Genomic DNA, 23,858 nt, shown 5'->3' with positions numbered 1-23,858 from the left:
CCGCGACGCCCTCCAGGGAGGCCCGGGGACCGGGATGTTCGTACAGTGGATGCAGGAGCGCGAGCCTCAGACACGACACGACGAGCGGGGCACCACCATGACCGGAGTCGAGCCCAGCCGACTGGACGACCAGCAGCTCATGAAGGAGCTGGAGACGATCCACCGCACGCGTCACGACACCCTGCTGTACGGCTCCAACGACGCGCTGCGGGCCCACAACGAGCGGATGGCGCAGCTCGAGGGCGAGTACCTGCGCCGCAACCCGCGCCGGCTGGTGAGCGCGGGCCGCACCCGCGAGGGCGCCCGGGAACGCGGCTGCGGCGAGGCGGTGACTCCGGGCACCTCCGGCACCTGATCCGGAAGACCCCTGTGGAAAGGGCCGGCCCGTGACGGGCCGGCCCTTTCCACTCGATGGACGGGGTCAGCCCGCCTCGCCCGCGAACACGTGCAGGAACGCGTCGCAGAACGCCTTCAGGTCGTCCGGCTTGCGGCTGGTCACCAGCTTGTTCGAGCCGTGGTCGCAGATCTTGACCTGCTCGTCCACCCAGGTGCCGCCCGCGTTGCGGATGTCCGTCCGGAGGCTGGGCCACGACGTCAGCACGCGGCCCCGCACGACGTCGGCCTCGACCAGCGTCCACGGCGCGTGACAGATCGCGGCCACCGGCTTGCCCTGCTCGAAGAACTCCCTCACGAACCCGACGGCCTTCTCGTCCATCCGCAGGAAGTCGGGATTGGCGACCCCGCCGGGCAGCACGAGGGCGCCGAACCCGGCGGCCGACGTCTCACCCACCACCTCGTCCACGGGGAACGTGTCCGCCTTGTCCAGATGGTTGAACGCCTGGATCTTGCCGGACGCGGTCGACACCAGCACCGGCTCGTGCCCGGCGTCGGAGGCGGCCTTCCACGGGTCGGTCAGTTCGATCTGCTCGACACCCTCGGGGGCCACCAGAAACGCGATACGCATGCTCTCTCACTTTCCTTCCACTGCGCGCGGAACGGTCTTCGGGGCCCGGGCGCGCCGCTTGCCCACTCCGGCCGCCCGGGTCCGGCTCACGCGCCGCCCACCAGCGCCTTGGCCAGTTGCTGCACGTTCTCGTAACGGTTCGAACGGGTCAGCCCCGCCACCGCGTCGACCAGCGCGCCGGGGGCGTTGCGGCGGCGCAGTGCCCGGGCCAGCTCGCCCGCGTTGGCCGGGAAGGAGTGCCGCCCCAGGTGCCGCGCCAGCTCCAGCCGCACCTTTCCCAGCGACGCGCCCGCCTGCCCCGGCGCCACGGGTCCGGCCCACACCTCCGGGTCGTCGTCCGCGGCGGGCTCCGGGTCGTGCCACTCCTCGGTGCGCGTCGGGTGCCCGGACCTGAGCAGGCCCTGCAGCTCGTGCTTCATCTCGTCGTCCCGGTGGACGTTCAGCCGGTCACTGCCTCGCTGCATGTTCTCCCTCCAGAGGGTCGAAGGTCCGCACCGCGTACCCGCCGGCCGCCGGCCGACACGGACTTCCCGGCATCCGTCCGCCGCCGCGCCCGGCGGCTTCCTCCCGCCGGGCGGGAACTCCCGCACCTTTGCCGTCAGCCTCCGCTCGATCGTCGATCCCAGGTCGGCGTCGCCCCTGAGATCGACTGGACCACGGCTCTCCGAGTGACCTGCGGGGGGCGCCGAAAACCTGCCCGGGCCGGGGATCGGAGTGCGGCGGGACGGTGTCACCCGCCCGGCGGTCCGTGTCCCGCGAATGGGGTCCGGCCGCGCGCGGTACGGCGCCGGGCGGGCTCTGATGGCAGTCGAGGGCACCGGCCGTGCCCCGCCGACCGTCGACCGCCGTTTCGCCGAGGAGCCGCTCCCATGCGCCGCACCGCCCGTGCCCTGTCCGTCGCCGTCCTGGCCGGCGCCGCGCTCGTCATACCCGGGCCCGCCGCGTTCGCGGACCCCGGAGCCGGGGAGAGCCCCGGCGCCTTGCGTCCCGAGGCCCCGGCCACCGTGCCCGGCCCGGTGACGGTGCCCGTGCCCTGCGACGGCACCGATGCGGGTGCCGTACCCCAGGACGGGTGCGCTTCGGGGGAGGTGCGGCAGACCCCGGCGCCGCAACAGGGGTTGGGGCAGACGCAACAGCAGACGCAGGAACCGGGGGACGGGGGGACGCAGGGGGATGCCCAGGGGCAGTGGGACCAGCAGCAGGGGCAGGGCGAGGGAGACGGGCTGTGGCAGGAACAGGGCCAGGGGGAGGGCCAGGACCAGTGGCAGAGCCAGACCCCGGGCCAGGACCAGGACCAGGACCAGAACCAGAACCAGAACCAGAACCAAGGTCAGGGTCAGGGTCAGGGGCAGGGCCAGGGACAGGGATGTGAGGAGGGCGGATCCTGCGAGGACGGCGGCGCAGACGGCTGCCGCGCCTCGGGAGGGGACGACGACTGCACGCCCGCGCACGTGGAGCACGGGGTGGAGGCGGGACAGGGCGGCACCTTCGGGGACTCGGTCCCGGCCCTGGTCGCCGGGGGTGTGCTGATCGCCGCCGCCTGCGCGGGCGCGGGCTACCGGATCCTCGGCCGCCGGCGGGCCGCGGGCGGCTGACGCCGGGCCGGCCCGGCACCGTGGCGGAAACGACCGCGATCACCGGCCATGGCGGGGCGCCCGGCGGGTACACACCCCTCCGAGGGCACCGCCGAGGAGCACCGGAAGCACCAGCCGCACGTCCCGCACCACCGGGACCGCCGAAGCTGCCGGGAAGCCAGTGGTGACGGCCGGGCCGAGGAGAGCACGGACCGGTACGGGACGGCGGACGGCACCACGACAGCGCGGAGGCGGACATGCGGCGGACCGACCAGGAGGGACACGGCCCCGTCCGCTACGGGCCCCCGCTGCCCGGCGACGGCCTGCCCGTCCTCCCGGAACTCGCCGCCGTCCTCGCCGCCGCGGCCCGCCGTGCCGAGGCCCAGCCGGTCGGCGGTTCCCCCGCCCTGCTGGAGGCGGCCTGCGGCTACTGGACCCGGCGCGGACTGCCCTGCGCTCCCGACCGGGTGGCCGCGGGACCCGGTGCCCCCGCCCTGCTGCTCGCCGTGACCGCCGCGCTGGCCGGGGACGGCGGCGACGTGCTGGTGCCCCGCCCCTGCGCCGCCTGGTGGGCGCCCTACGCCCGGCTGCTCGGCAGACCCGTCTTCCACGTGCCGACCCCGGCCGAGAGCGGCGGCGTCCCCGACCCCTACGCCCTGCTGGAGACCGTCCGCCGGGTCCGTGCCGAGGGCGGCGAGCCCCGGCTGCTGGTGCTGTCCGTCGCCGACGACCCCACGGCCACCGTCGCCCCGCCCGAACTGCTGCACGAGACCGTCGAGGCGGCCGTCGCCGAGGGCCTGCACCTGGTCAGCGACGAGACGTGGCGCGACACCCTGCACGACCCGCACGGCACCGTCCTGCTCAGCCCCGCCGAGATGCTGCCCGAGCGGGTCACCGTCGTCACCGACCTGGCCGGCGCCCTGCTGCCGCCGGGCTGGCCCGCCGCCGTCGCGCGCGTGCCCCCCGGCGCGGCGGGGGAGCGGCTCCACGCGCGCGTGCTCGACATCCTCACCGCCCTGGACGCCCGGGTCGCCACGCCCGTCGCCGCCGCGGCCGGATACGCCCTCGACGAGCCCGCGCCCGTCGCCGAGCGCCGCGAGGCGACCGTACGCCTGCACGCGCGCGTGGCCGCCGCCGCGCACTCCGCGGTCGTCGCGGCCGGTGCGCTCGCCCGGCCGCCGCAGGCCGGCCGCCACCTGTACGCCGATCTCGCGCCGCTGGCCGGGGCGCTCGCCCGCCAGGGTGTGACGGACGCGCAGGAACTCGAGGACTTCCTGACCGCCCGGCTCGGCATGCCCGCGCCCGGCGGCCACCGCTTCGGCGACGGCCTCGGCGAGCTGCGGGTCCGGCTCGCCACCGGGTCCCTGCTGGGCGGCACGGACGAGGAACGCACGGAATCCCTCACGTCACCCTCGCCGTTGGAACTGCCACACGTGCACCGCGCGTTGATCTCCTTGAGGTCGGCCTTCGACGGCCTCCGCGACGACGCTCAGCGACGGGAGCCTCCTCGATGACGCAGCAGACGCATGAGTCCGGGTCCACCGCCACGACGTCCACGACGACCGCCACCTCCACGACCACCTCGGCCGCCACGCCCACGACGCCCACGACGGTCACGCCTGCCTCCAGGGCCGCCCCGGCCGCGGCGGATCCGGAGAGCGGCCCGGCCGGGGCCCGCGCCCCCCGCACCCCGCTCGCGCCTCCGTTCCCACCGCTGGCCGAACCCCGCCCGCTGGGCGAGCACCGGGTGTGGCCGCGCACCTTCCACGACCGGCTCACCGCGCCCCTGCCCGGCTTCAAGGCCCTCGCCCGCTTCGCCCGCGAGGGCTCCGTGCGGCCCGGACCGGAGGGCCTCGCCGACATCCCGCGGGTCCCGTACGCCCCGGGCCCGCTGCCGAGCGTGGGCACCGGCACCCTCGCCGTCACATGGGCGGGACACGCGAGCTGGATCGTCCGGGTCGGCGGGCTGACCGTCCTGACCGACCCGGTCTGGTCCCGCCGCATCCTCGGCACCCCGGCCCGCATCACCCCCGTCGGCGTCCCCTGGGAGAGCCTGCGGCGCGTCGACGCGGTCGTCATCAGCCACAACCACTACGACCACCTGGACGCGCCCACCCTGAGCCGGCTCCCGCGCGACACCCCGGTGTTCGCCCCCGCCGGTCTCGGCCGCTGGTTCCTGCGCCGCCGGTTCACCCGCGTCACCGAGCTGGACTGGTGGGAGGGTGCCGAACTGTCCGGCGTCCGCTTCGACTTCGTGCCCGCACACCACTGGTCCAAGCGCACCCTCACCGACACCTGCCACAGCCTCTGGGGCGGCTGGGTCCTCACCGATCCCGACGGGCAGCGCCTCTACTTCGCCGGCGACACCGGCTACGGCCACTGGTTCTCCCGCATAGGCCGCCGCTACCCGGGGATCGACCTCGCCCTCATGCCCATCGGCGCCTACGACCCCCGCTGGTGGCTCAGCGACGTCCACTGCGACCCGGAGGAGGCGGTACGGGCCACCCTGGACCTGGGGGCGCGCAGGATGGCCCCGATGCACTGGGGCACGTTCGTGCTGTCGGCCGAGCCGGTCCTGGAGCCGCTGACCCGGGTGCGGACGGCCTGGGAGAAGGCGGGCCTGGCGCGCGAGGACCTGTGGGACCTCCCGGTGGGAGGCTCGAGCGTGCTCGAGTGAACCGGATCCCGCGCGAAGCTACCGCTCGCCCCCGCGAAGACGCCGCACGGCACTCGGCGCGGCGCTGACCATCACGGTCAGCGCCACCGCCGCGGCCACCCCTTCCCAGGGCTCCGGGAACAGGGAGCCACCCAGGATCCCGATCACCTGGTACGTCAGCGCCCACGCCAGACAGGCCGGCAGGTTGCCCCGGGAGAACCGCCGCAGGGGCCACTCGGCCAGCAGGCAGGCGAGCATCACCGGTATCCGCCCCGCGGGGACGAGCCGCGACAGCACCAGCACGGCGACCCCGTGCTCGGCCAGCTTCCCCTGCGCCTGCTCGAGGCGCTCCTCGGGGGCCCGCGACCGGATCGCCTCCAGCCAGCGCGAGCCGTTCTTCGACCGCAGACCGCGCCGGCCCAGCCAGTACAGCGCCGCGTCCCCCATGAAGGCCGCGAGGGAGGCCGTGACGAACACCAGCAGCAGCGAGAACGGCGCCGTCTGATGGAACGCCACCACCGCCGCCGTGCTCACCAGGGCACCGGTCGGCACCACCGGGACCAGCGCCCCGATCAGTACGAGCAGGAACAGCGACGGATAGCCGAGCGCCTGCTGCGTGGACTCCGGTGGCACGGACCGTGCCGAGGCGGCGGCCAGGGTGACCGCGTCCGGCAGCCATCTCACCGCGCGACCTCCAGCCGCACCCGCTCCCGGTGCCCCAGCTTGTGCACGGTCACCTCCGGGGCGGTCTCGGCCGCCAGGCGCACGAACTCGTCACCCGGCGCGTGGAATTCGTGCGGGCGCACTGCGTCCATGCCGATCGGCCAGTACGTCCCGTAGTGCACCGGCACCGCGGCACGCGGCGCCAGCCGGGCCAGCGCCCGGGCCGCCCGCCCCGCGTCGAGGTGCCCCGCCCCGAGGAACGGCCCCCAGCCGCCCACCGGCAGCAGCGCCAGATCCACCGGACCCACCTGCTCCGCCATGTCGTCGAACAGCCCGGTGTCCCCGGCGAAGTAGGTCCGCGCCTCGCCCGTGACGACGTACCCGAGCGCCGGCGAGCGGTGCGGGCCGACCGGCAGCCGGCGCCCGTCGTGCCGCGCGGGCACCACCCGCACCAGCAGGTCCCCGACCCGCACCTCGTCCCCGGGCGCCACCTCGGTGATCCGCAGCCCCCGTAGCCGGCGCAGTCCGGGTACCGCCCGTGGTGCGCCCCGGGGCACGAGCAGGCGCGTGCCCGGGGGGAGCGCGGCCAGCGAGGGCGGGTGCAGATGGTCGGCGTGCAGATGGGACACCAGCGCCAGGTCCGCGCGGTGGGCCTCGGCGGGGGGCACCGCGCCCCGGCGGCGGCGCAGATGAGCCAGCCGGGTGGCGAACAGAGGATCGGTGATCACGCGTATGTTCGAATCCTCGAGTGTGCAGGTGGCGTGCCCCCACCAGGTGATCTCCACCGGCACCTCCTTCGCCTCCTTCACGCGACTCCCCCGAAGCCTACGGGCAGGAGTAGGGTCGCTGGCGAAACCCGGAGGTGAGGGGGACGCCATGGGACAGTTACGGGGTGCCTCCGGCGGGGTCGCGCCGGTGCGGGTCACCGCCATCGCGAGCCTGACGCCCCTGGAGGAACTGGAGGCGGACCCCTTCCTGGTGGACTCCCGCAGCCAGCACGCGATGTGCGCCCGCTGGGCGGCGGAGCGCGGTTACGTCGTCGCGCGGGAACTTCTCGTCGGCGGGCTGCGTTTCGACCATTGCGCACTGTGGGACGGTGTGCGGCCCGGCGTGGACGTGTTCGTCGCACCCAGCCGGCGCGTTCTGGAGCGCGCCCTCTCCTCCGTGGAGGAGTTCACCGCCGAGTGCGCGCGGCGCGGGGTGCGCGTGGAGACGGTGGGGCGGGCCGAGCCGTCGTACGACGCGCAGATGAAGGCACGGGTGCACCGCAGGCTGTCGATGCCGACGGCCGGCTACGACGGACGCTGACGGCCCCGGCGCCGGCACCGTTCTCTCGGTGCGGCGCCCCGTCCGGAAGCGCCCGGCCCGGTGTGACAAGGTGGGGACCGGGGCCCGGTCGGACGGTCGAACGGGGCGGGACGTGAGGTGTGCGGGGCGTGCGGGACGTGCGGTGGCGGCGGATCGCCAGTCAGATCGGGCGGAGCGCCACGGTGTGGGCGGTCTCCACGCTCACCATGCTCGTGCTCGCCGGTCTGCTGCCCGACTTCAGGCTCCAGTCCGCCGACGGTGACAGCGCCACCCACATAGCCGTCACCGCAGCCTGCGGCGCCGGCGCCTTCGGTCTGCTGTCGGCCGTGGTCTGGCCGGTCCTGGTCCGGCTGCTGCTGCTGGTGCCCGCCCTCGTCCTCGGGCTGCTGGTCTTCTTCCTCAACGGCTCGCTGCTGCTGCTCGCCCTGCGCCTCAACCCCTCCGGCCGCCCCGAGGCCGCCCCGGAGACGGCCGTCGTGGTGGCCGCCGTGATGTCCGCCGTCGCCTCGGCCACCGGCGCCGCCCTCGCCGTACGCGACGACGATGCCTATCGCAGCCGGCTGCTGCGCCTCGCCGACCGCCGCCGAAGAGCCGGGCCGCCCTGCGCCCAGACCCCCGGTCTGGTCTGCGTCCAGCTCGACGGCGTCGGTCACGACGTGCTCACCGACGCCGTCCGCAGGGGCCTGATGCCCACGGTCGCGGGCTGGCTGGCCACCGCCGACGGCATGCGGCCCACCCACCGGCTCACCCCCTGGCGCACCGACTGGTCCAGTCAGACCGGCGCCAGCCAGCTCGGCATCCTGCACGGCAGCACCTTCGACGTGCCCGCCTTCCGCTGGTACGAGAAGGACCGCGGCGAGGTGATGGTGTGCAACCGCCCGACCAGCGCCGCCGAACTCCAGCGCCGGGCCGTCGAGCGGACGGGCGACGGGGGACTGCTCGCCGTGGACGGCGCCAGCCGCGGCAACCTGTTCAGCGGCGGCGCGGGGGAACAGGCCCTCGTCCTGTCCATCGCCATCCGCCGCCGGGGCCGGGAGAACCGCTCCCGCGCCGGCTACTTCGCCTACTTCTCCGACCCCGCCAACGCCGTGCGCACGGCGCTGTCCTTCGTCGCCGAGGTGGTCCGCGAGGTCGTCCAGTCCACCCGGGCCCGCGTGCGCAGGCAGCGGCCCCGGGTCGGCCGCGGCGGCCTCTACCCCTTCGTGCGCGCCTTCGCCACCGTCGTCGAGCGCGACGTCGTGGTGGCCGCCGTGCTCGGCGACATGCTCGCCGGCCGCACCGCCGTCTACGCCGACCTCGTCGCCTACGACGAGGTCGCCCACCACTCCGGTCCGCACGGCCGGGACGCCGAGAAGGTGCTGCGGCGGCTCGACCGGTCCCTCGCCCTCGTCGAGAAGGCCGCCGAGCACGCGCCGCGGCCCTACCGCGTCGTCGTCCTGTCCGACCACGGCCAGAGCCCGGGCGAGACCTTCCGCTCCCGCTACGGCCTCACCCTCGGCGACCTGGTCCGGGCCGGCTGCGGACTGCCCGTGCCGCGCCGTGCCGAACGGACCCGCAGCGGCGCCGAGGCCCGCGCCGCGGTCCGGGCCGCCCTGGGCAGGCCCGAGGAGGCCAACGGCGACGGGCACCGCCCGGCCCGGGGCACCGAACCCGTCGTCCTGGCCTCCGGCAACCTGGGCCTGGTGTCCTTCCCGGACGTGCCCCACCGCATGACCCGGGAGGAGATCGACGCCCGCCACCCGGGCCTGCTCACCACCCTCGCCAACCATCCCGGCATCGGCTTCCTGCTGGTGCGCAGCGAGAAGCACGACGGCCTGGTGCTCGGCCCGTACGGCACCGAGATCCCGCTGGCCCGCCTGGACGCGGAGCCCGGCCCGCTGGCCGCCTTCGGCCCCGGCGCCGCGGACGCCGTACGCCGCACCCACTCCTTCCCGCACACCGCCGACATCATGGTCAACTCCTTCCACGACCCCGCCGACGGCGAAGTCCTCGCCTTCGAGGAGCAGATCGGCTCCCACGGCGGCCTCGGCGGCGCCCAGTCCCGGCCCTTCCTGCTCTCCCCGCTCACCCTGTCCGCGCCGGCCGCCGACGGTGCGGAGCCGGCCGGGGCAGAGCAGGTGCACCGCGTACTGCGGCGCTGGCTGCTGGAGGTGGACGGCCCGCAGGTGCCGCTCACCACGCCCGCCGAGGAGGAGCGGGCCGCCTGACCGGCGAGCGGCCCGGTCCGCGGGGTACGGCGCCCCCGAGTGTGATCGGATGGGACGCGGTACCCGAACAACTCGGACCCCCGTGGAAAGGAAGAGCCGTGGCAACCACGCGCACCGCACACACCGTCTGGGAAGGCAACCTGCTCGAGGGCAACGGCGTCGTCACCTTCGACTCCTCCGGCATCGGCCAGCAGCCGGTGTCGTGGCCGTCGCGCGCCGAGCAGGCGAACGGCAGGACCAGCCCCGAGGAGCTGATCGCCGCCGCCCACTCCAGCTGCTTCTCCATGGCCCTCTCGCACGGCCTGGCCGGCGCCGGTACGCCGCCCACCCGTCTGGAGACCAAGGCCGACGTCACCTTCCAGCCCGGCGAGGGCATCACCGGCATCCACCTCACCGTCCGCGGCGAGGTGCCGGGCCTGGACGAGGACGGCTTCCGCTCGGCGGCCGAGGACGCCAAGAAGAACTGCCCGGTCAGCCAGGCCCTGACCGGCACGACCATCACCCTGACGGCCGAGCTGGCCTGACGCCCGCACGTCCCGCCGATGCCGCGTGCCCGCCGGGTGCGCGGCATCGCCGTTTCCTGGGCACCCGTGCATTGACAGCGCCGTACGCACGCTTTGTGCTGTAAGGGCGAAGGTGCCCTCGCGGAAGCGGAAGGGGACGGACCATGACACGTGCGGTCGGGATCGATCTCGGGACGACGAACTCGGTGGTGGCCGTCCTGGAGGGCGGCGAGCCGGCCGTCGTCGCCAACGCGGAGGGCGCGCGCACCACCCCCTCGGTGGTGGCGTTCGCGAAGAACGGCGAGGTGCTGGTCGGCGAGGTGGCCAAGCGGCAGGCCGTCACCAACGTGGAGCGCACCGCCCGCTCGGTGAAACGGCACATGGGGGACGCGCACTGGCGCTTCCCGGAGCAGGGCTCCGTCGACGGCAGCCGGCTGCGCGCGCAGGAACTGTCGGCGCGGGTGCTGCAGAAGCTGAAGCGGGACGCCGAGGCCTACCTCGGCGAGGACGTCACGGACGCGGTGATCACCGTCCCCGCCTACTTCGACGACACCCAGCGCCAGGCGACCAAGGAGGCCGGGGAGATCGCCGGCCTGAAGGTGCTGCGGATCATCAACGAGCCGACGGCCGCCGCCCTCGCCTACGGCCTGGACCGCGGCGAGGAGCAGACCGTGCTCGTCTTCGACCTCGGCGGCGGCACCTTCGACGTGTCCCTGCTGGACATCGGCGACGGCGTCATCGAGGTCAAGGCCACCAACGGCGACACCCACCTCGGCGGCGACGACTGGGACCAGCGGATCGTCGAGTACCTCGTCAAGAGGTTCAAGGGGCAGAACGGCATCGACCTCGGGGCCGACAAGATGGCCGTGCAGCGGCTGCGGGAGGCCGCGGAGAAGGCCAAGATCGAACTGTCCTCGTCCTCGGAGACGTCGATCAACCTGCCCTACATCACCGCGTCCGCCGAGGGCCCGCTGCACCTGGAGGAGAAGCTGACGCGCGCCCAGTTCCAGGAGCTCACCGAGGACCTGCTGGACCGCTGCAAGAAGCCCTTCCACCAGGCGGTCGCGGACGCGGGCGTGCAGCTGTCCGCGATCGACCACGTCATCCTGGTCGGCGGCTCCACCCGGATGCCCGCCGTCACCGGCCTGGTGAAGGAACTGACCGGCAAGGACCCGCACAAGGGCGTCAACCCCGACGAGGTCGTCGCGGTCGGCGCCGCGCTGCAGGCGGGCGTCCTGCGCGGCGACGTCAAGGACGTCCTGCTGCTGGACGTCACCCCGCTGTCCCTGGGCATCGAGACCAAGGGCGGCATCATGACGAAGATGATCGAGCGCAACACGACGATCCCGACCCGCCGTTCGGAGATCTTCACCACCGCCACCGACAACCAGCCCTCGGTGGGCATCCAGGTCTACCAGGGCGAACGCGAGATCGCCGCCTACAACAAGAAGCTGGGCGTCTTCGACCTCACCGGGCTGCCGCCCGCGCCGCGCGGGGTCCCGCAGGTCGAGGTCGCCTTCGACATCGACGCCAACGGGATCATGCACGTCTCCGCGAAGGACCTCGCCACCGGCCGCGAGCAGAAGATGACCGTCACCGGCGGCTCCGCCCTGCCCAAGGACGACATCGACCGCATGATGCGGGAGGCCGAGCAGTACGCGGAGGAGGACCGCAAGCGCCGCGAGACCGCCGAGACCCGCAACCAGGCCGAGCAACTCGTCTACCAGACCGAGCGGTTCCTCCAGGACAACACCGACCGCGTGCCCGCCGAGATCCGCACCGAGGTCGAGCAGGCGGTGACCGAGCTGAAGACCCTGCTCGCCGAGAACGCCGAGACGGCCGCCCTGCGCACGGGAGTCGAGAAGCTCGCCACGGTCAGTCAGCGGATGGGCCAGGCCATGTACGAGAACGCCTCGGCCGGCTCCACCGCTTCGGCCGGCTCCACCGCTTCGGCCGGCTCCGCCGGTGAGCGGAGCGCGCCCGGGGAGGAGGACGGCGTGGTGGACGCGGAGATCGTCGACGACGAACGGGACACCAGGGGCGGGGCGGCCTGAGCCGCCGGCCCCGGCGTCACAGGGACTCGCGGTACTCCCGCAGCAGCTGCCGGGTCCGGCGCGCGGAGGAGGCCCCGGCGGTCATGTGGTCCAGGACCTCCAGATGCGTGGAGACCTCCTGGCGGGAGTCCAGGTACAGGGCGCCGGTCAGGTACTCGGTGAACACCATGTCGGGCAGCTCCGGCTCGGCGAACCGGAACAGCGTGAACGGCGCGTACGTCCCCGGGTGCGGTCCGGACGCGAACTCGGCGAGCTGGAGCGTGACCCGGTCCCGGTCGGCGTACTCCAGCAGCCGGTCGAGCTGGTCGCGCATCACCGCGGCGTCGACGCTCACCGGGCGCCGCAGCACCGTCTCGTCCATGATCACCCACAGATGGGGCGGGTCCTCCCGCTCCAGCAGCCGCTGCCGCGTCATGCGCAGCGACACGTGCCGTTCTATGGTCTCCGGCCCGGTCTGACCGATCGTCCCGGCCTCCAGCACCGCGCGCGCGTACGCCTCGGTCTGCAGCAGGCCGGGCACGAAGTGCGGCTCATAGGAGCGGACGATGCGGGCGGCGCCCTCCAGGCTCACGTACAGGCTGAACCAGTCCGGCAGCACGTCGTGGAACCGCTGCCACCAGCCCGGCTGGTTGGCCTCCTCGGCCAGCCGGACGAACGCGGCCTGCTCCTCCCCGGCCGCCCCGTAGGTGCTCAGCAGCACCTGCACGTAGGGGATCTTCAGCGCGACCTCGGCCATCTCCATCCGCCGTACGGTCGCCGACGCCACCCGGAGCACCCGAGCGGCCTCCTCGCGGCTGAGCCCGGCCGCCTCCCGCAGTTCCTGCAACCGCTTGCCCAGCACCACCTGCCCCACGGTGGGCGCCGCCCGCCGCTCACTCACGGCCCGTCCTCCCCCCAGGTCCGAAGTACGGCGGAAGTCTGCCACGCGACGCCCTCCTCGCACACGTGGCCGAGTGGACCCGGCGCCGGGTTGGGTCGTCAACCGGCCAGTGTGTGGAGGTACTTGCTCGTCGACGGGTCGGCGGGCAGGAAGGTCTCGATGGCGAGTTCGGCGACCGTGACGTCCATGGGCGTGTTGAAGGTGGAGATCGACGACACGAACGACAGGACCCGCCCGTCGTGCTCGATGCGCAGCGGCAGCGCGAAGTACGCGGCCGGCTCGGCCGGTTCCTCGTCGGACGCGTCCTCGGGCACCGGATACCCGGCGACCTCCTCGTACAGGGCCCGCAGCTGGTCCGAGCGGTCCAGGGCGATCTGCCGCTCCATCTGCGCCAGCAGATGCCCGCGCCACTCGCGCAGGTTGCGGATGCGCGGCGCGAGGCCCTCGGGGTGCAGGGTCAGCCGCATCGCGTTCGGCGCCGGTGTCATCAGCTCCTCGGGAACCCCCTCCAGCAGCAGGGCGATGCCCCGGTTGGCGGCGACCACCGTGTACCCGGCGTCGACCACCAGCGCCGGGTAGGGCTCGTAGCCCTGGATGAGCCGTTCCATGCCGTCGCGCAGGGCGTCGAGTGCCGGGTCGTCCAGCGGGGTCTCCGGGTAGCGCGGGGCGTAACCGGCCGCCAGCAGCAGCGCGTTGCGATCCCGCACCGGTACCTGGAGGTGCTCCGCCAGCCGCAGCACCATCTCCTCGCTGGGCCGGGACCGGCCGGTCTCGATGAAACTGATGTGCCGGGCGGAGGAGTCGGCGCGCAGCGCCAGCTCGAGCTGGGACACCCGGCGCCGCTCCCGCCAGGAGCGCAGCAGCCGGCCGGCCTGGCCCTTGTCGGCGTTCGTGGCGGCGGAGACGGAGGGGCCGGTCGCGACAATGGTCATGCCGTCGACCGTAGTCGAGCGGCGCGCCCGACGCCGTGTCCCGCCCCGAAGCCGGTCCCCTCCGGGCGGGGCGGAGCCGAACGGAGTGCCCGCGCGGCCGAACGGAGTGCGCGGTGCACCGGACCGGGTGCCCGGACGGGCCGGCGTGGCAGGCTGAACGCGTACCCGAACGCTCCGGAGGGAGACCGCCCATGGCCGTGGAACCGCTGTCGCAGAAGGAGATCGAGGACCGGCTCGCCGAACTGCCCGGCTGGTCGCTGGACGGCGACCGGCTCACCCGCACCTACCGGCTCGGCTCGCACTTCGCGGCGACCGCCCTGGTGGTGCACATCGCCGGCATCCAGGACGAGCTGGACCACCACTCCGACCTCACCCTCGGCTACAACACCGTCCATCTGAGCGTGAACACGCACAGCGCGGGCGGCGTCGTCACCGAGAAGGACTTCGCCCTCGCCCGCAGGGTGGAGGACATCGCCCCCGGCCACGGAACACACTGACCGGGTGCTCGACTACGACGAGGAAGCGGACGCCTACGACGCCTCGCGCGGCGGTGAACCGCGCGCCGAGGCAGCGGCCGGGGCCCTCCTCGGCCTGATACCCGACCGGCCGGGCCGGCTCCTGGACGTCGCCTGCGGCACCGGCATCGTCACCCGGCGCCTGGCCGCCGCCCGGCCCGGGCTGCGGGTGACGGGCACCGACCTCTCCGCCGCCATGGCCCGCCGGGCGGACCGCCGCCTGCCCGGCACCGTCCTGCGGGCCGACTGCCGCCGGCTGCCCTTCGCCGACGCCACCTTCGACGCGGTCACCGGCGTCTGGCTGCTGCACCTGCTGTCCGGCCCCGCCGACGTGCGCGCGGTCGTCGCCGAGTGCGCGCGGGTGCTCAGACCCGGCGGGGTCTGGGTCACCACCGTCGACAAGGCCCAGGCGCACGACGTCGGCAGCGACATCGACGCCGTCCTCGCGCCCCGTCCCCGCCCCGCCGCCCAGGACGCCGCCGACGCCGTCGCCGGGTACGCCGCCGCCCGGGGACTCGTCCCGGCCGGGCGGGCCGCCTTCCCCGGCCTCGGCCAGGGACGCAGCCCGCGTACCACCGTCACGGACCTCCGGCGGGGCTGGTTCACCCTGCTGCCCCCGGACGACCCCCGCACCGAGGAGTTCGCCGCCCGGCTCGCCCGCCTGCCGGACCAGGACCGCCGCCGCCCGGACCCGGTCTTCTCGCTGCGCGCCTTCCGCAAGCCGGCCGTCGGCTGACTCCCGGGGGAGCGGCGACTCCCGGGCGAACGGTGCTGCGTTTCCCCGAGCGCGGCGAGCGGCGCCTTCCGAGCACGGCACGCGGCAACTCCCGGACGGGCGGCGGCGACCGGGAGGCGGACCCGTCGCCCGGACCGTCCGGCGCGCCCGGCAGCCGTCAGACCCCCTGGCCCGACCAGGCGTCGGGCCGCGGGGTCAGGATCGAGCCGACCACCGGACCGGACAGGGCCATGACGTCGGACACGAAGCGCAGACGTCCGACGCCGAGCCGCCGCAGCGCCCGGCCGTGGTCGGCGGCGACGACGGCGCAGACCGCGAGCAGCAGCAGTCGCCACCCGGCCAGCACCGGGCGGCGCGCGAGGCGGGGCAGCTCCATGAAGGAGGCGTGCAGCCGGGCGCAGTGGAACGGCACATGGCGCTCCTCGTCCGCGAGGACGCGGCCGGCCACCTCCGAGGCCAGCGGGTCCCCGGCGCCGTCGCGCAGGGCGCGGTAGTACCGCAGGGCCACCACCTCCGCGATCATCAGCACCAGCAGTTCGAGGCGCAGGCCCATCAGCCGCCGGAGCCGTACGAAGACCGTGTCGCTCCAGTGGCCGCTCAGCAGCGGCATCCCGCCCGCGGCCAGCAGGCGGGCGAGCATCCGGGCGTGGTTCTGCTCCTCGGCGACGAACAGCCGGACCGCGCGCGCGTAGTCGGGGTCGCCCGCCTGGTCCGCCTTCGCCACCAGGTTGGCGCCGTCACCGTCCTCCCCGACCTGGAAGCGCTGGACACCGGCCCACACCGCGGGATGCAGTGCCGCGCCCCGCCCCCAGTCGGGATCACCCTGGGCGGCCCGGCGTTCCCGCTCGTCCTCGAAGTCCCGCACCCACTTGGCGAACTCGTCCCCTCGCACGCGGTCTCCCCTCCCCGGACACGACCCTCGTGCCCTGGACAGGGACGACGCCCGGGGGTGGCGAAACGTTGCACCGCCGTCCCCGGGCGGGTGACGCCGGTCCGGTCAGGCGACCGCGCGACCCCGGACGCCGAGCCGCGACGACGCCGGTCCGGTGCCGGTTTCCGACCAGTCGCCGGTGAAGCCGAGGCCCACCGAGCGGCCGGTGCGGGCGGGGTGCCGGCGAGCAGGCCCGCGGCCGGCGCCGGCACGGCCGTGACAATGCGGGTTCCGCACACGGCGGGGGTCCTCTCTCGGGGGAGGGGGCGCAGGACCGGGGAATGTGACGGCCGGGCGGCCCCCTTCCGCGGAAGGGGACCGCCCGGCCGGGTGGCCCCGTCGTCCGGTGACGGGGCCGTGCACGCGGAGCGCCGGCGGGGACCTATTCGAGCAGCTCCGCGTACGAGCCCATGGCCAGGGCGATGTCGGCCTCGGCCCAGAAACGGTGGTACGTGAAGACGGGCGCGGCGCCGCCCTTGAGATAGGCCTCGATCTTCGACCAGGCCGGGTCGTTCTTGTAGAAGGACCGGATCGAGGAGAACGTCGACGACGAGTCGACGGCGTCGCCGTTGGGCATCCTGCCGCTCCAGCCGCTCGGCACGTACACGCTGTCGTCGAACCGGCTGTAGTCGCTCCGGGTCTCGGGGACGGCGATGCCGAGGCTGTCCTGGTGGTTGCTCCACATGCCGTCCAGCAGCGCCTTCGCCGTCGACTTCGCGGCCGTGTCACCGGACCTGGCCGCGTAGTACGTGAGTGTCTTGGCATAGGCGGCCGCCACGCCGACGTCGTCGGTGTAGTCGGCGACCGTCACATGGAGTCCGCTGTTGGAGCCGGGGCTCGAGGCGTTCCAGGTGTCGGGCTGGCCGGTCCACTGGAGGGTGGAGGGAATCCGGTAGGTGCCGTCCGGGTTGACCGTCGTCTTGGACAGCGCCCACTTGACCCACTTGTCGAGGACCGCCTTGGCCTTCGCGTCGCCGGTCTGCTGGTAGTACTCGGCGACCCGCTCCATCGACCAGGCCTGGAAACCGAACCACTGGTTGGACGGCGGATCGTGGTAGACCGGCTGCCAGTCGTAGTACATGCCGTAGAACGTCGGCGTGCCCGCCGGCGGGGTGGCGTACCGGCCCTGCCAGCTGTTGGTCGCGCCGCCCGCGATCGCGCCCTCGGACGACTGCAGCCACTGGTAGAACTCGAGCTGCCGGCCGAGCGACTTGCCCCAGTCGGCCGCGCCCGTCGCCGACTTCGGCTTCAGGTCGGCGTAGTTGCTCAGCGCGTACGCGGCGAGCGGGTTCTGGTAGCCGCCGTGCACATGGCTGGAGCCGATGCGCCAGGCCCAGCCCGCGCCGGTGTCGGCGGCCCCGCCCCAGGCGTAGTACCAGGACAGCAGGTAGTGCGAGGCGTCCTTGCCGGTGCCGGCCGCGCAGGCGGACGGACCGACGCAGTTGCCGATCTTCTTGAAGTACTTGTCGTACATCGCGTACCGCAGGTAGTCGCCCATCTTCGCGGCCTTGGCGACGGTCGCGGAGACGTCACCGCCCTTGCCCTGCGCCTTCGCCCACACGTCGGCCCAGTAGGCGGCCTGCACCGCGCGCGCGTCCGCGTCCGGGGCGTCCGTGTACTTCCACTGCCTGGCGTAGGAGGAGTCGCCGGTGAACAGGTCCAGATAGCCGTTGGTGCCGCCGTACTTGAAGGCGTCGCAGGTCGGCTGCGGGACCGTCTCCCAGACGGATTCCTGCGGGCCGCGCTGGAAGGTGTTGATGTACGACGGTCCGGTGGCCGTCGGTCCGGCCTCGCACTTGCCGGGCTCGTCGCCGTAGCCGTAGACGTTGTCGACGTCCTGGATCCAGTGCATGCCGTAGACGTCGTCCGTGCCGTACGCGCTCTTCAGTTCACCGGCGATCGGGTCCGGGCCCACCGAAACGCCCGTGTCGAGCTTTGCCGGGTACTCGTCCGGGGTGTCCTGTTCGGGCGCGTACGTGGCCGGCTTCGAGGCGTTGTAGAAGGAGTTCGTCGGCTGGTCGGCGTGCGTGGGGATCATGTACTTCTCCATGATCTCCCAGGCGCCGTTGAACTTGGACCAGTCGCCGGTCACCTTCCCGTACATGGCCTGCAGCCAGAGGAGGTAGCTGTAGGCCTCGGACGTGGTCTCGTGACCGTAGTCGGGTGCCTCGACGATCAGCGTCTCCACCGAGTGGTACGGAATGCCCTCGGGGGAGAAGTAGCCGTTCGCGGGGTTGGTGATCTTCCCGTACAGGTCCAGGAACCGGGCGTCGTACGCCTTCGACGCGGCCAGCTCCGTCACGGTGACCGTCGCCTTGGAGTGACCGGTCGCCGAGGCGGTGAAGGTGGCGCTTCCGGTACCGGCGGAGTCGGCGGTGACGGTCACCTTCTGCGCCGTGTTCCAGTTGGCCGGCGTGAAGGTCAGCGAGGAGCCGCCGGTGACCGACAGACCCGTGTTGCCGCCCGTGCGCGCGACGCCCACGGTCACGTTCGCGCTCGGCTGCGTGGAGAGCTTCACGTCGAAGGTGCCGGACTTGCCCTGCTGGACACCGAGCTGGGTGGGCGAGGCGACGACCGCCGGACCCGAGGCGACCGTGATGCCGACCGGAGTGGACTCGGCGGAGGCACCGAGGCTGTCGTACGCCTTCGCCACCAGCGAATGACTGCCCACGGCCAGGCTTGAGACCGAGAGCGAGTACGGCGCGCTGGTGTCCGTGCCCAGCAGCGTGGTGTCGTCGTAGAACTCCACCTTGGCCATCGTCGCGCCGTCGGCCGCCGCAGCGGTCGCGGCCAGGGGCACCGCGTCCCCCTGCGAGAAGGTCGCACCCGCGGTGGGACTGGTCAGCACGGTGACCGGCGGCTGGTGCGCCCCGGCACACGTGGTGCCGTTGACCGCGAAGGAGGCGGGCGCCGCGTTGGTCCCGCTGTACGTGAACTGGGCGCCCGTGGAGACCGCGGCCCCGGCGGCGATCGTGCCGTTGTACGAGGCGTTCTTCACGGTGACGGTCTGACCGGACTGGGACCAGCTGCCGTTCCAGCCGTTGCTCAGCCTCTGGTTGCCCGAGTAGCCGTAGGTCAGGGTCCAGCCGTCGATCGCGGCCGTACCGCGGTTGGTGAGGGTGAGGTCGGCCGTGAAACCGGAGCCCCAGTCGTTGGTCTTGTAGTCCACACTGCACTGGACGCCCGCCGCGTGTGCGGCTGTGGTGCCGGTGGCGAGCGTCGTCAGGGGCAGGGCGAGCGCCGCGAGGGCGGCGGTCCACCATCGCCGCGCGGCTCTGCGTCTGCGTCCGGGATCCATGGTGCTGGTTCCTCCTTGGGGCTGCGGCTCGAGGGGGGAGGTCAAGGCTTGAACCAGTGGGAGCGCTCCCATAGTGAGGACGACCCCGGGAGCGGTCAAGGTGCTTGAAGAGTCGAATTGATTTGACGGGCCCACTCCGGAAAAGTTCTTCAACTCCCCTGTGCAATCACGTCACTTGCCGCTACCTTCCAACGCACCAGTGGGAGCGATTCCATTCAGTCGACGCGTCCGCCACGGCGCGCCAAACTGCAAGGAGTCGCTCATGCGACACCCCCCGCGTTCAGTACTTTTAGCCGTCGCCGGTGCGACCGCGCTGCTCGGCGGCGTGCTCGTTCCGGTGGTCACGGCCGAGGGAGCCACACCCGCGTGCACGGTGGAGTACGCCGTGACCAGTCAGTGGGACAACGGCTTCCAGGGCTCCGTGAGGATCACGAACAACCAGGCCGCGATGGGCAGTTGGAAGCTCACCTTCGACTTCCCGGCCGGCCAGGAGGTCACCCGGGGCTGGAGCGCCGAGTGGTCCCAGTCCGGCACCACCGTGACCGCGTCCAACGCGAGCTGGAACGGCGGCCTCGGCTCCGGCGCGAGCGTCAGCGCCGGGTTCCTCGCCTCCTGGTCCGGCGGCAACGCCGTGCCGACGGCGTTCAGGCTCAACGGCACCACCTGCAACGTGGATTCCGGACCGACGGCACCCCCGCCGACCGGCCCGCCCCCGACCGATCCACCGCCGTCCGACGGCACCGCGCCCGCCCTGCACGTCTCGGGCACCAAGCTGGTGGACCCGGCCGGCAGGACCCGCAGGCTGCTCGGCGTGAACCGCTCCGGCGGCGAGTTCATGTGCGTGCAGGGCCACGGCATCTGGGACGGTCCGGTGGACGACTCGGCGATCGCGGCGATCGCCGGCTGGAAGGCCGACGCGGTCCGCATCCCGCTCAACGAGGAGTGCTGGCTGGGCCTCTCCAACGTCGAACCCCGGTACGGCGGCGCCAACTACATCAACGCCGTCAAGGACCTGGTGGCCCGCGTCGAGGCGCACGGCATGACGCCGATCGTCGAGATGCACTGGTCCCACGGCCAGTACACGGGCAACTCGGCGGGCTGCTCCGACGTGCACGCCACCTGCCAGAAGCCGATGCCCGACATGGCCTACGCGCCGTCCTTCTGGGCCTCGGTCGCCAGTACGTTCAAGGACGACGAGGCGGCCGTGTTCGACCTGTTCAACGAGCCCTATCCGGACCGGGCGGCCTCCAGCACCACGGACGCCTGGAAGTGCTGGCGGGACGGCGGCACCTGCCCCGGCATCTCCTACGAGGTGGCCGGAATGCAGGACCTGGTGGACAGCATCCGGGGTGCTGGCGCGAAGAACGTCGTCATGGCCGGCGGGCTCGCCTACTCCAACGACCTCAGCCAGTGGCTGACCTACAGGCCCGACGACCCGGCGGGCAATCTCGCCGCCGCGTACCACGTGTACAACTTCAACACCTGTGCGAGCGAGAGCTGCTGGAACTCCACCCTCGCCCCGGTCGCCGCCAAGGTGCCGCTGATCGCCGGTGAGATCGGCGAGAACACCTGCTCGCACGGGTTCACCGACCAGGTCATGAAGTGGTTCGACGACCGGAACCTGTCCTACCTCGGCTGGACCTGGAACACCTGGGACTGCTCCTCCGGACCGTCCCTGATCTCCAGCTACGACGGCACACCCACCGCGTACGGCGCAGGCCTGCGCGACCACCTGCGCGCCCTCAACCCGTAGATCCCGACGGACGACAGAAGGAACCCGCACCCATGAGTCCTACCAGAACCTCACTGCTCGCCGCCCTGGCGCTGGTCGCCGCGGCCTCCGGGACGGCGCTCGTCGCCGGACCGGCCGGCGCCGCGGCCACCTCCGTCCCCTGCACCGTCGCCTACCAGATACAGAACCAGTGGGACACCGGCTTCACCGCCAACGTCACCGTCACCAACAACGGCGCCTCGAAGTCGGGCTGGACGGTGAAGTGGTCCTACGCCGGCAACCAGAAGGTCACCAGCGCCTGGAACGCCAAGGTCACCCAGAGCGGTGCGGCCGTCACCGCCGCCAACGAGAGCTACAACGGCGCGCTGGTCAACGGCGGTTCCGTGAGCTTCGGCTTCCAGGGCACCTACAGCGGCACCAACGCCGTGCCCGCCACCTTCACCCTCGACGGGGTCACCTGCAACGTCGACGACGGCGGCAGCTCGGGCGGTGGCACGGGCGGCGGCACGGGTGGCGATACCGGCGGTGGCACCGGCGGCGACACGGGCGGCGGCACCGGCAGCCGCGTCGACAACCCCTACACCGGGGCCAAGGTGTACGTGAACCCCGAGTGGTCGGCCCTCGCCGCCTCCGAACCGGGCGGCAGCCGCATCTCCAACCAGCCCACCGCCGTCTGGCTGGACCGCATCGCCGCCATCAACGGGGTGAACGGCGGCATGGGCCTGCGCGCCCACCTGGACGAGGCCCTGAAGCAGAAGGGCTCCGGCGACCTCGTCGTCCAGCTGGTCATCTACGACCTGCCCGGCCGTGACTGCGCCGCCCTGGCCTCCAACGGCGAACTGGGGCCGAACGACCTCGACAAGTACAAGAGCCAGTACATCGACCCGATCGCCTCCGTCCTGTCCGACTCGAAGTACGCGGGTCTGCGGATCGCCACGGTCGTCGAGCCCGACTCGCTGCCCAACCTGGTCACCAACGCGGGCGGCACCGCGGGCAGCACCGACGCCTGCGCGACCATGAAGGCCAACGGCAACTACGAGAAGGGCGTCAGCTACGCCCTCGACAAGCTGGGCGCCATCCCGAACGTCTACAACTACATCGACGCCGGTCACCACGCCTGGCTCGGCTGGGACTCCAACCTCGGTCCCACCGTCCAGGAGTTCTACAAGGTCGCCACCAGCAACGGCGCCAGTGTGAACGACGTGGCCGGCTTCATCGTCAACACCGCCAACTACAGCGCCACGAAGGAGCCGTACTTCAAGGTCACCGACACGGTGAACGGCCAGACCGTGCGCCAGTCGAAGTGGGTGGACTGGAACCAGTACGTCGACGAGCAGTCGTTCGCGCAGGCGCTGCGGGACAAGCTGGCCGCGGCCGGGTTCAACTCCGGCCTCGGCATGCTGATCGACACGTCCCGCAACGGCTGGGGCGGCTCCGCCCGGCCCACCAAGTCCGGCCCGCTGACCTCCGTGGACGACTACGTCAACGGCAGCCGTACCGACCGGCGCATCCACGCCGGCAACTGGTGCAACCAGAGCGGCGCCGGACTCGGCGAGCGGCCCACCGCGGCGCCGGCCACCGGTATCGACGCCTACGTCTGGGTCAAGCCGCCGGGGGAGTCCGACGGTGCCAGCACCGCCGTCTCGAACGACGAGGGCAAGGGCTTCGACCGCATGTGCGACCCGACGTACGGCGGCAACGCCCGCAACGGCAACAGCCCCTCCGGCGCCCTGCCGAACGCGCCGCTGGCCGGGCACTGGTTCTCCGCCCAGTTCCAGCAGCTGATGCAGAACGCCTACCCGCCGCTCTCCTGACCGGCTGAACCTCCGCCGGGGCGCCGCCCTCACCGGCCGTGCCCCGGCGGATCCCTTTTTGCGGCACCGGCAACAGAACTGGCCCCGGCCCCGCGTCCCGGCGCACGCTGTCCGCGACCGGACGAGAGCGCCCAGGAGGCCGAACCCATGGCACACGAACACCACAGCCACCACCCGCACCAGGGCCACCACCACGGCGGCGACGTCGACTGGGGTGCGATGGCCGCGATGCTGGAGACGGAGGCCGAGGTGTCCACACCGGCCTACTCCCGGGCCCTGGCCTGGCTGAGCAAGGAGGTCACCGAACCCGGCCTGGTCGTCGACGCCGGCAGCGGTCCCGGGGTGCTGTCCGGTCTCTTCGCCGAGACCTTCCCCGGCGCCCGGGTGATCGCCGCCGACAGCTCCGAGCCACTCCTGGAACACGCCCGGGCCCGCGCCGCCCGCCTCGGCTACGGCGACCGCTTCGGCACCCTCGCCGGTGAGCTGCCCGGCGCGCTGCGGGAGCTGGAGTACCCGGCGGACCTGCTGTGGGCGAGCCGCAGCGTGCACCACCTCGGTGACCAGCGGGCCGCACTCACCGCGTTCGGCGAACGGCTCGCGCCCGGCGGCACCCTGGCCATCCTCGAGGGCGGCCTCGCCCCCCGCTTCCTGCCCCGCGACATCGGTTTCGGCCGACCGGGGCTGCAGGCACGTCTCGACGCCGTGCAGGAGGACCGGTTCGCCCGGATGCGGGCCGAACTGCCGGGCGCCGTCGCCGAGACCGAGGACTGGCCCGCGCTGCTCGCCGCGGCCGGCCTGAAGCACACCGGCACCCGCAGCTTCCTGCTCGACCTGCCCGCCCCGGTCCCGGACCGGGTCCGCGCCCACGTCGTCGCCGTGCTGACCCGGACCCGGGACATCCACGCCGACGCCCTCGACCCCGGGGACCGCGCCACCCTCGACCGTCTCCTCGACCCGGCCGACGACCGCAGCCTCCACCACCGCCCCGACGTGTTCGTCCTAGCGGCCCACACGGTGCACCGCGCGGTCCGGCCGGTGTGAACCGGCACGCCGCCCGGTGACGGGACTTGACCTGGAGAGCGCTCCAAGTG

At 73.2% G+C, this 23,858-nt stretch carries 21 protein-coding genes; 13 read left to right on the top strand and 8 right to left on the bottom strand.

Annotated features, from left to right (window positions below; translation table 11 throughout):
* Positions 1-34 precede the first annotated feature (34 nt).
* A complete protein-coding gene (locus ACWCPN_RS26700) occupies positions 35-355 on the top strand; it encodes a DUF6158 family protein (RefSeq protein WP_199212711.1) in 321 nt (106 codons plus the stop codon).
* Positions 356-421: 66 nt separating this feature from the next.
* Here the strand turns inward: ACWCPN_RS26700 and ACWCPN_RS26695 are convergent, their stop codons facing one another.
* Together ACWCPN_RS26695 and ACWCPN_RS26690 are read right to left on the bottom strand one after the other, a co-directional pair.
* Positions 422-964, bottom strand: coding sequence for a type 1 glutamine amidotransferase domain-containing protein (locus tag ACWCPN_RS26695; protein ID WP_451210899.1), 543 nt, complete (start codon positions 962-964; stop codon positions 422-424).
* 86 nt (positions 965-1,050) lie between these two features.
* Complete coding sequence (locus ACWCPN_RS26690; RefSeq protein WP_451210896.1) at positions 1,051-1,428, bottom strand: DUF2795 domain-containing protein; 378 nt, start codon at positions 1,426-1,428, stop codon at positions 1,051-1,053.
* A gap of 405 nt (positions 1,429-1,833) precedes the next feature.
* Between ACWCPN_RS26690 and ACWCPN_RS26685 the strand changes: the two genes are divergently transcribed.
* The 3 genes from ACWCPN_RS26685 (at position 1,834) to ACWCPN_RS26675 (ending at position 5,215) form a co-directional block, all read left to right on the top strand.
* A complete protein-coding gene (locus tag ACWCPN_RS26685; RefSeq protein WP_451210893.1) occupies positions 1,834-2,559 on the top strand; it encodes a hypothetical protein in 726 nt (241 codons plus the stop codon).
* A gap of 236 nt (positions 2,560-2,795) precedes the next feature.
* A complete protein-coding gene (locus ACWCPN_RS26680) occupies positions 2,796-4,052 on the top strand; it encodes an aminotransferase class I/II-fold pyridoxal phosphate-dependent enzyme (protein WP_451210890.1) in 1,257 nt (418 codons plus the stop codon).
* Positions 4,049-5,215, top strand: coding sequence for an MBL fold metallo-hydrolase (locus tag ACWCPN_RS26675; RefSeq protein ID WP_451210887.1), 1,167 nt, complete (start codon positions 4,049-4,051; stop codon positions 5,213-5,215). Before ACWCPN_RS26680 ends, ACWCPN_RS26675 begins: the two co-directional genes overlap by 4 nt.
* Positions 5,216-5,233: 18 nt before the next feature.
* Here the strand turns inward: ACWCPN_RS26675 and ACWCPN_RS26670 are convergent, their stop codons facing one another.
* Positions 5,234-5,878: a DedA family protein gene (locus ACWCPN_RS26670; RefSeq protein WP_451210884.1), complete on the bottom strand. Its 645-nt coding sequence runs from the start codon at positions 5,876-5,878 to the stop codon at positions 5,234-5,236.
* Positions 5,875-6,648, bottom strand: a complete 774-nt coding sequence (locus tag ACWCPN_RS26665; RefSeq protein WP_451211050.1) for an MBL fold metallo-hydrolase — start codon at positions 6,646-6,648, stop codon at positions 5,875-5,877. The genes ACWCPN_RS26670 and ACWCPN_RS26665 overlap by 4 nt, the downstream gene beginning before the upstream one ends.
* 85 nt (positions 6,649-6,733) lie before the next feature.
* Here ACWCPN_RS26665 and ACWCPN_RS26660 point away from each other — a divergent pair, with 85 nt between their 5' ends.
* The 4 genes from ACWCPN_RS26660 to dnaK all read left to right on the top strand — a co-directional run bounded on the left by ACWCPN_RS26660 (position 6,734) and on the right by dnaK (position 11,929).
* Positions 6,734-7,165: a hypothetical protein gene (locus ACWCPN_RS26660; RefSeq protein ID WP_199212716.1), complete on the top strand. Its 432-nt coding sequence runs from the start codon at positions 6,734-6,736 to the stop codon at positions 7,163-7,165.
* A 128-nt stretch (positions 7,166-7,293) separates the two neighbouring features.
* Positions 7,294-9,372 carry a phage holin family protein gene (locus ACWCPN_RS26655; RefSeq protein ID WP_451210881.1) on the top strand — a complete coding sequence of 693 codons (2,079 nt, stop codon included), beginning with the start codon at positions 7,294-7,296 and terminating at the stop codon, positions 9,370-9,372.
* Positions 9,373-9,470: 98 nt separating this feature from the next.
* Positions 9,471-9,896 (top strand): OsmC family protein, encoded by a 426-nt coding sequence (locus ACWCPN_RS26650; RefSeq protein ID WP_199212717.1) that lies wholly within the window; start codon positions 9,471-9,473, stop codon positions 9,894-9,896.
* 143 nt (positions 9,897-10,039) lie between these two features.
* Complete coding sequence (gene dnaK / locus ACWCPN_RS26645) at positions 10,040-11,929, top strand: molecular chaperone DnaK (RefSeq protein ID WP_451210878.1); 1,890 nt, start codon at positions 10,040-10,042, stop codon at positions 11,927-11,929.
* Between the two features lie 16 nt (positions 11,930-11,945).
* Here dnaK and ACWCPN_RS26640 read toward each other — a convergent pair whose 3' ends face one another.
* Together ACWCPN_RS26640 and ACWCPN_RS26635 are read right to left on the bottom strand one after the other, a co-directional pair.
* The gene (locus ACWCPN_RS26640; protein WP_451210876.1) at positions 11,946-12,809 is read right to left on the bottom strand and encodes a helix-turn-helix domain-containing protein; all 864 of its coding nucleotides are present in this window, start codon (positions 12,807-12,809) and stop codon (positions 11,946-11,948) included.
* 98 nt (positions 12,810-12,907) lie between these two features.
* Positions 12,908-13,741 (bottom strand): helix-turn-helix domain-containing protein, encoded by an 834-nt coding sequence (locus ACWCPN_RS26635; RefSeq protein WP_451210873.1) that lies wholly within the window; start codon positions 13,739-13,741, stop codon positions 12,908-12,910.
* Between the two features lie 191 nt (positions 13,742-13,932).
* Here ACWCPN_RS26635 and ACWCPN_RS26630 point away from each other — a divergent pair, with 191 nt between their 5' ends.
* Positions 13,933-14,238: a 4a-hydroxytetrahydrobiopterin dehydratase gene (locus ACWCPN_RS26630; RefSeq protein ID WP_451210870.1), complete on the top strand. Its 306-nt coding sequence runs from the start codon at positions 13,933-13,935 to the stop codon at positions 14,236-14,238.
* Positions 14,239-14,242: 4 nt separating this feature from the next.
* On the top strand, positions 14,243-14,992 hold the full coding sequence (locus ACWCPN_RS26625; RefSeq protein ID WP_451210867.1) for a class I SAM-dependent methyltransferase: 750 nt from the start codon (positions 14,243-14,245) through the stop codon (positions 14,990-14,992).
* 157 nt (positions 14,993-15,149) lie between these two features.
* Here ACWCPN_RS26625 and ACWCPN_RS26620 read toward each other — a convergent pair whose 3' ends face one another.
* Entirely contained in the window at positions 15,150-15,884 is a 735-nt protein-coding gene (locus ACWCPN_RS26620) for a ferritin-like domain-containing protein (RefSeq protein WP_451210864.1), read from the bottom strand.
* Positions 15,885-16,305: 421 nt separating this feature from the next.
* Positions 16,306-19,221: a glycoside hydrolase family 48 protein gene (locus ACWCPN_RS26615; protein WP_451210861.1), complete on the bottom strand. Its 2,916-nt coding sequence runs from the start codon at positions 19,219-19,221 to the stop codon at positions 16,306-16,308.
* Between the two features lie 262 nt (positions 19,222-19,483).
* Between ACWCPN_RS26615 and ACWCPN_RS26610 the strand changes: the two genes are divergently transcribed.
* From ACWCPN_RS26610 to ACWCPN_RS26600, 3 genes are all read left to right on the top strand, one after another.
* Positions 19,484-20,974, top strand: a complete 1,491-nt coding sequence (locus tag ACWCPN_RS26610; RefSeq protein WP_451210858.1) for a cellulose binding domain-containing protein — start codon at positions 19,484-19,486, stop codon at positions 20,972-20,974.
* Between the two features lie 32 nt (positions 20,975-21,006).
* Positions 21,007-22,767: a glycoside hydrolase family 6 protein gene (locus tag ACWCPN_RS26605; protein ID WP_451210855.1), complete on the top strand. Its 1,761-nt coding sequence runs from the start codon at positions 21,007-21,009 to the stop codon at positions 22,765-22,767.
* Between the two features lie 147 nt (positions 22,768-22,914).
* Positions 22,915-23,808 (top strand): class I SAM-dependent methyltransferase, encoded by an 894-nt coding sequence (locus ACWCPN_RS26600; protein ID WP_451210852.1) that lies wholly within the window; start codon positions 22,915-22,917, stop codon positions 23,806-23,808.
* Positions 23,809-23,858: the final 50 nt, after the last annotated feature.

Source organism: Streptomyces sp. NPDC002386 (genome assembly GCF_053593175.1).
The sequence above is the reverse complement of the archived record's forward strand: the minus strand, read 5'-3'. Positions and strand labels throughout refer to the sequence as shown.

Excerpts from the sequence above, each read along its gene's own strand:
- ACWCPN_RS26700 (WP_199212711.1), top strand. The coding sequence starts at position 35 with ATGTTCGTACAGTGGATGCAGGAGCGCGAGCCTCAGACACGACACGAC.
- ACWCPN_RS26695 (WP_451210899.1), bottom strand. The coding sequence starts at position 964 with ATGCGTATCGCGTTTCTGGTGGCCCCCGAGGGTGTCGAGCAGATCGAA.
- ACWCPN_RS26690 (WP_451210896.1), bottom strand. The coding sequence starts at position 1,428 with ATGCAGCGAGGCAGTGACCGGCTGAACGTCCACCGGGACGACGAGATG.
- ACWCPN_RS26685 (WP_451210893.1), top strand. The coding sequence starts at position 1,834 with ATGCGCCGCACCGCCCGTGCCCTGTCCGTCGCCGTCCTGGCCGGCGCC.
- ACWCPN_RS26680 (WP_451210890.1), top strand. The coding sequence starts at position 2,796 with ATGCGGCGGACCGACCAGGAGGGACACGGCCCCGTCCGCTACGGGCCC.
- ACWCPN_RS26675 (WP_451210887.1), top strand. The coding sequence starts at position 4,049 with ATGACGCAGCAGACGCATGAGTCCGGGTCCACCGCCACGACGTCCACG.
- ACWCPN_RS26660 (WP_199212716.1), top strand. The coding sequence starts at position 6,734 with ATGGGACAGTTACGGGGTGCCTCCGGCGGGGTCGCGCCGGTGCGGGTC.
- dnaK (WP_451210878.1), top strand. The coding sequence starts at position 10,040 with ATGACACGTGCGGTCGGGATCGATCTCGGGACGACGAACTCGGTGGTG.
- ACWCPN_RS26635 (WP_451210873.1), bottom strand. The coding sequence starts at position 13,741 with ATGACCATTGTCGCGACCGGCCCCTCCGTCTCCGCCGCCACGAACGCC.
- ACWCPN_RS26630 (WP_451210870.1), top strand. The coding sequence starts at position 13,933 with ATGGCCGTGGAACCGCTGTCGCAGAAGGAGATCGAGGACCGGCTCGCC.
- ACWCPN_RS26615 (WP_451210861.1), bottom strand. The coding sequence starts at position 19,221 with ATGGATCCCGGACGCAGACGCAGAGCCGCGCGGCGATGGTGGACCGCC.
- ACWCPN_RS26610 (WP_451210858.1), top strand. The coding sequence starts at position 19,484 with ATGCGACACCCCCCGCGTTCAGTACTTTTAGCCGTCGCCGGTGCGACC.
- ACWCPN_RS26605 (WP_451210855.1), top strand. The coding sequence starts at position 21,007 with ATGAGTCCTACCAGAACCTCACTGCTCGCCGCCCTGGCGCTGGTCGCC.
- ACWCPN_RS26600 (WP_451210852.1), top strand. The coding sequence starts at position 22,915 with ATGGCACACGAACACCACAGCCACCACCCGCACCAGGGCCACCACCAC.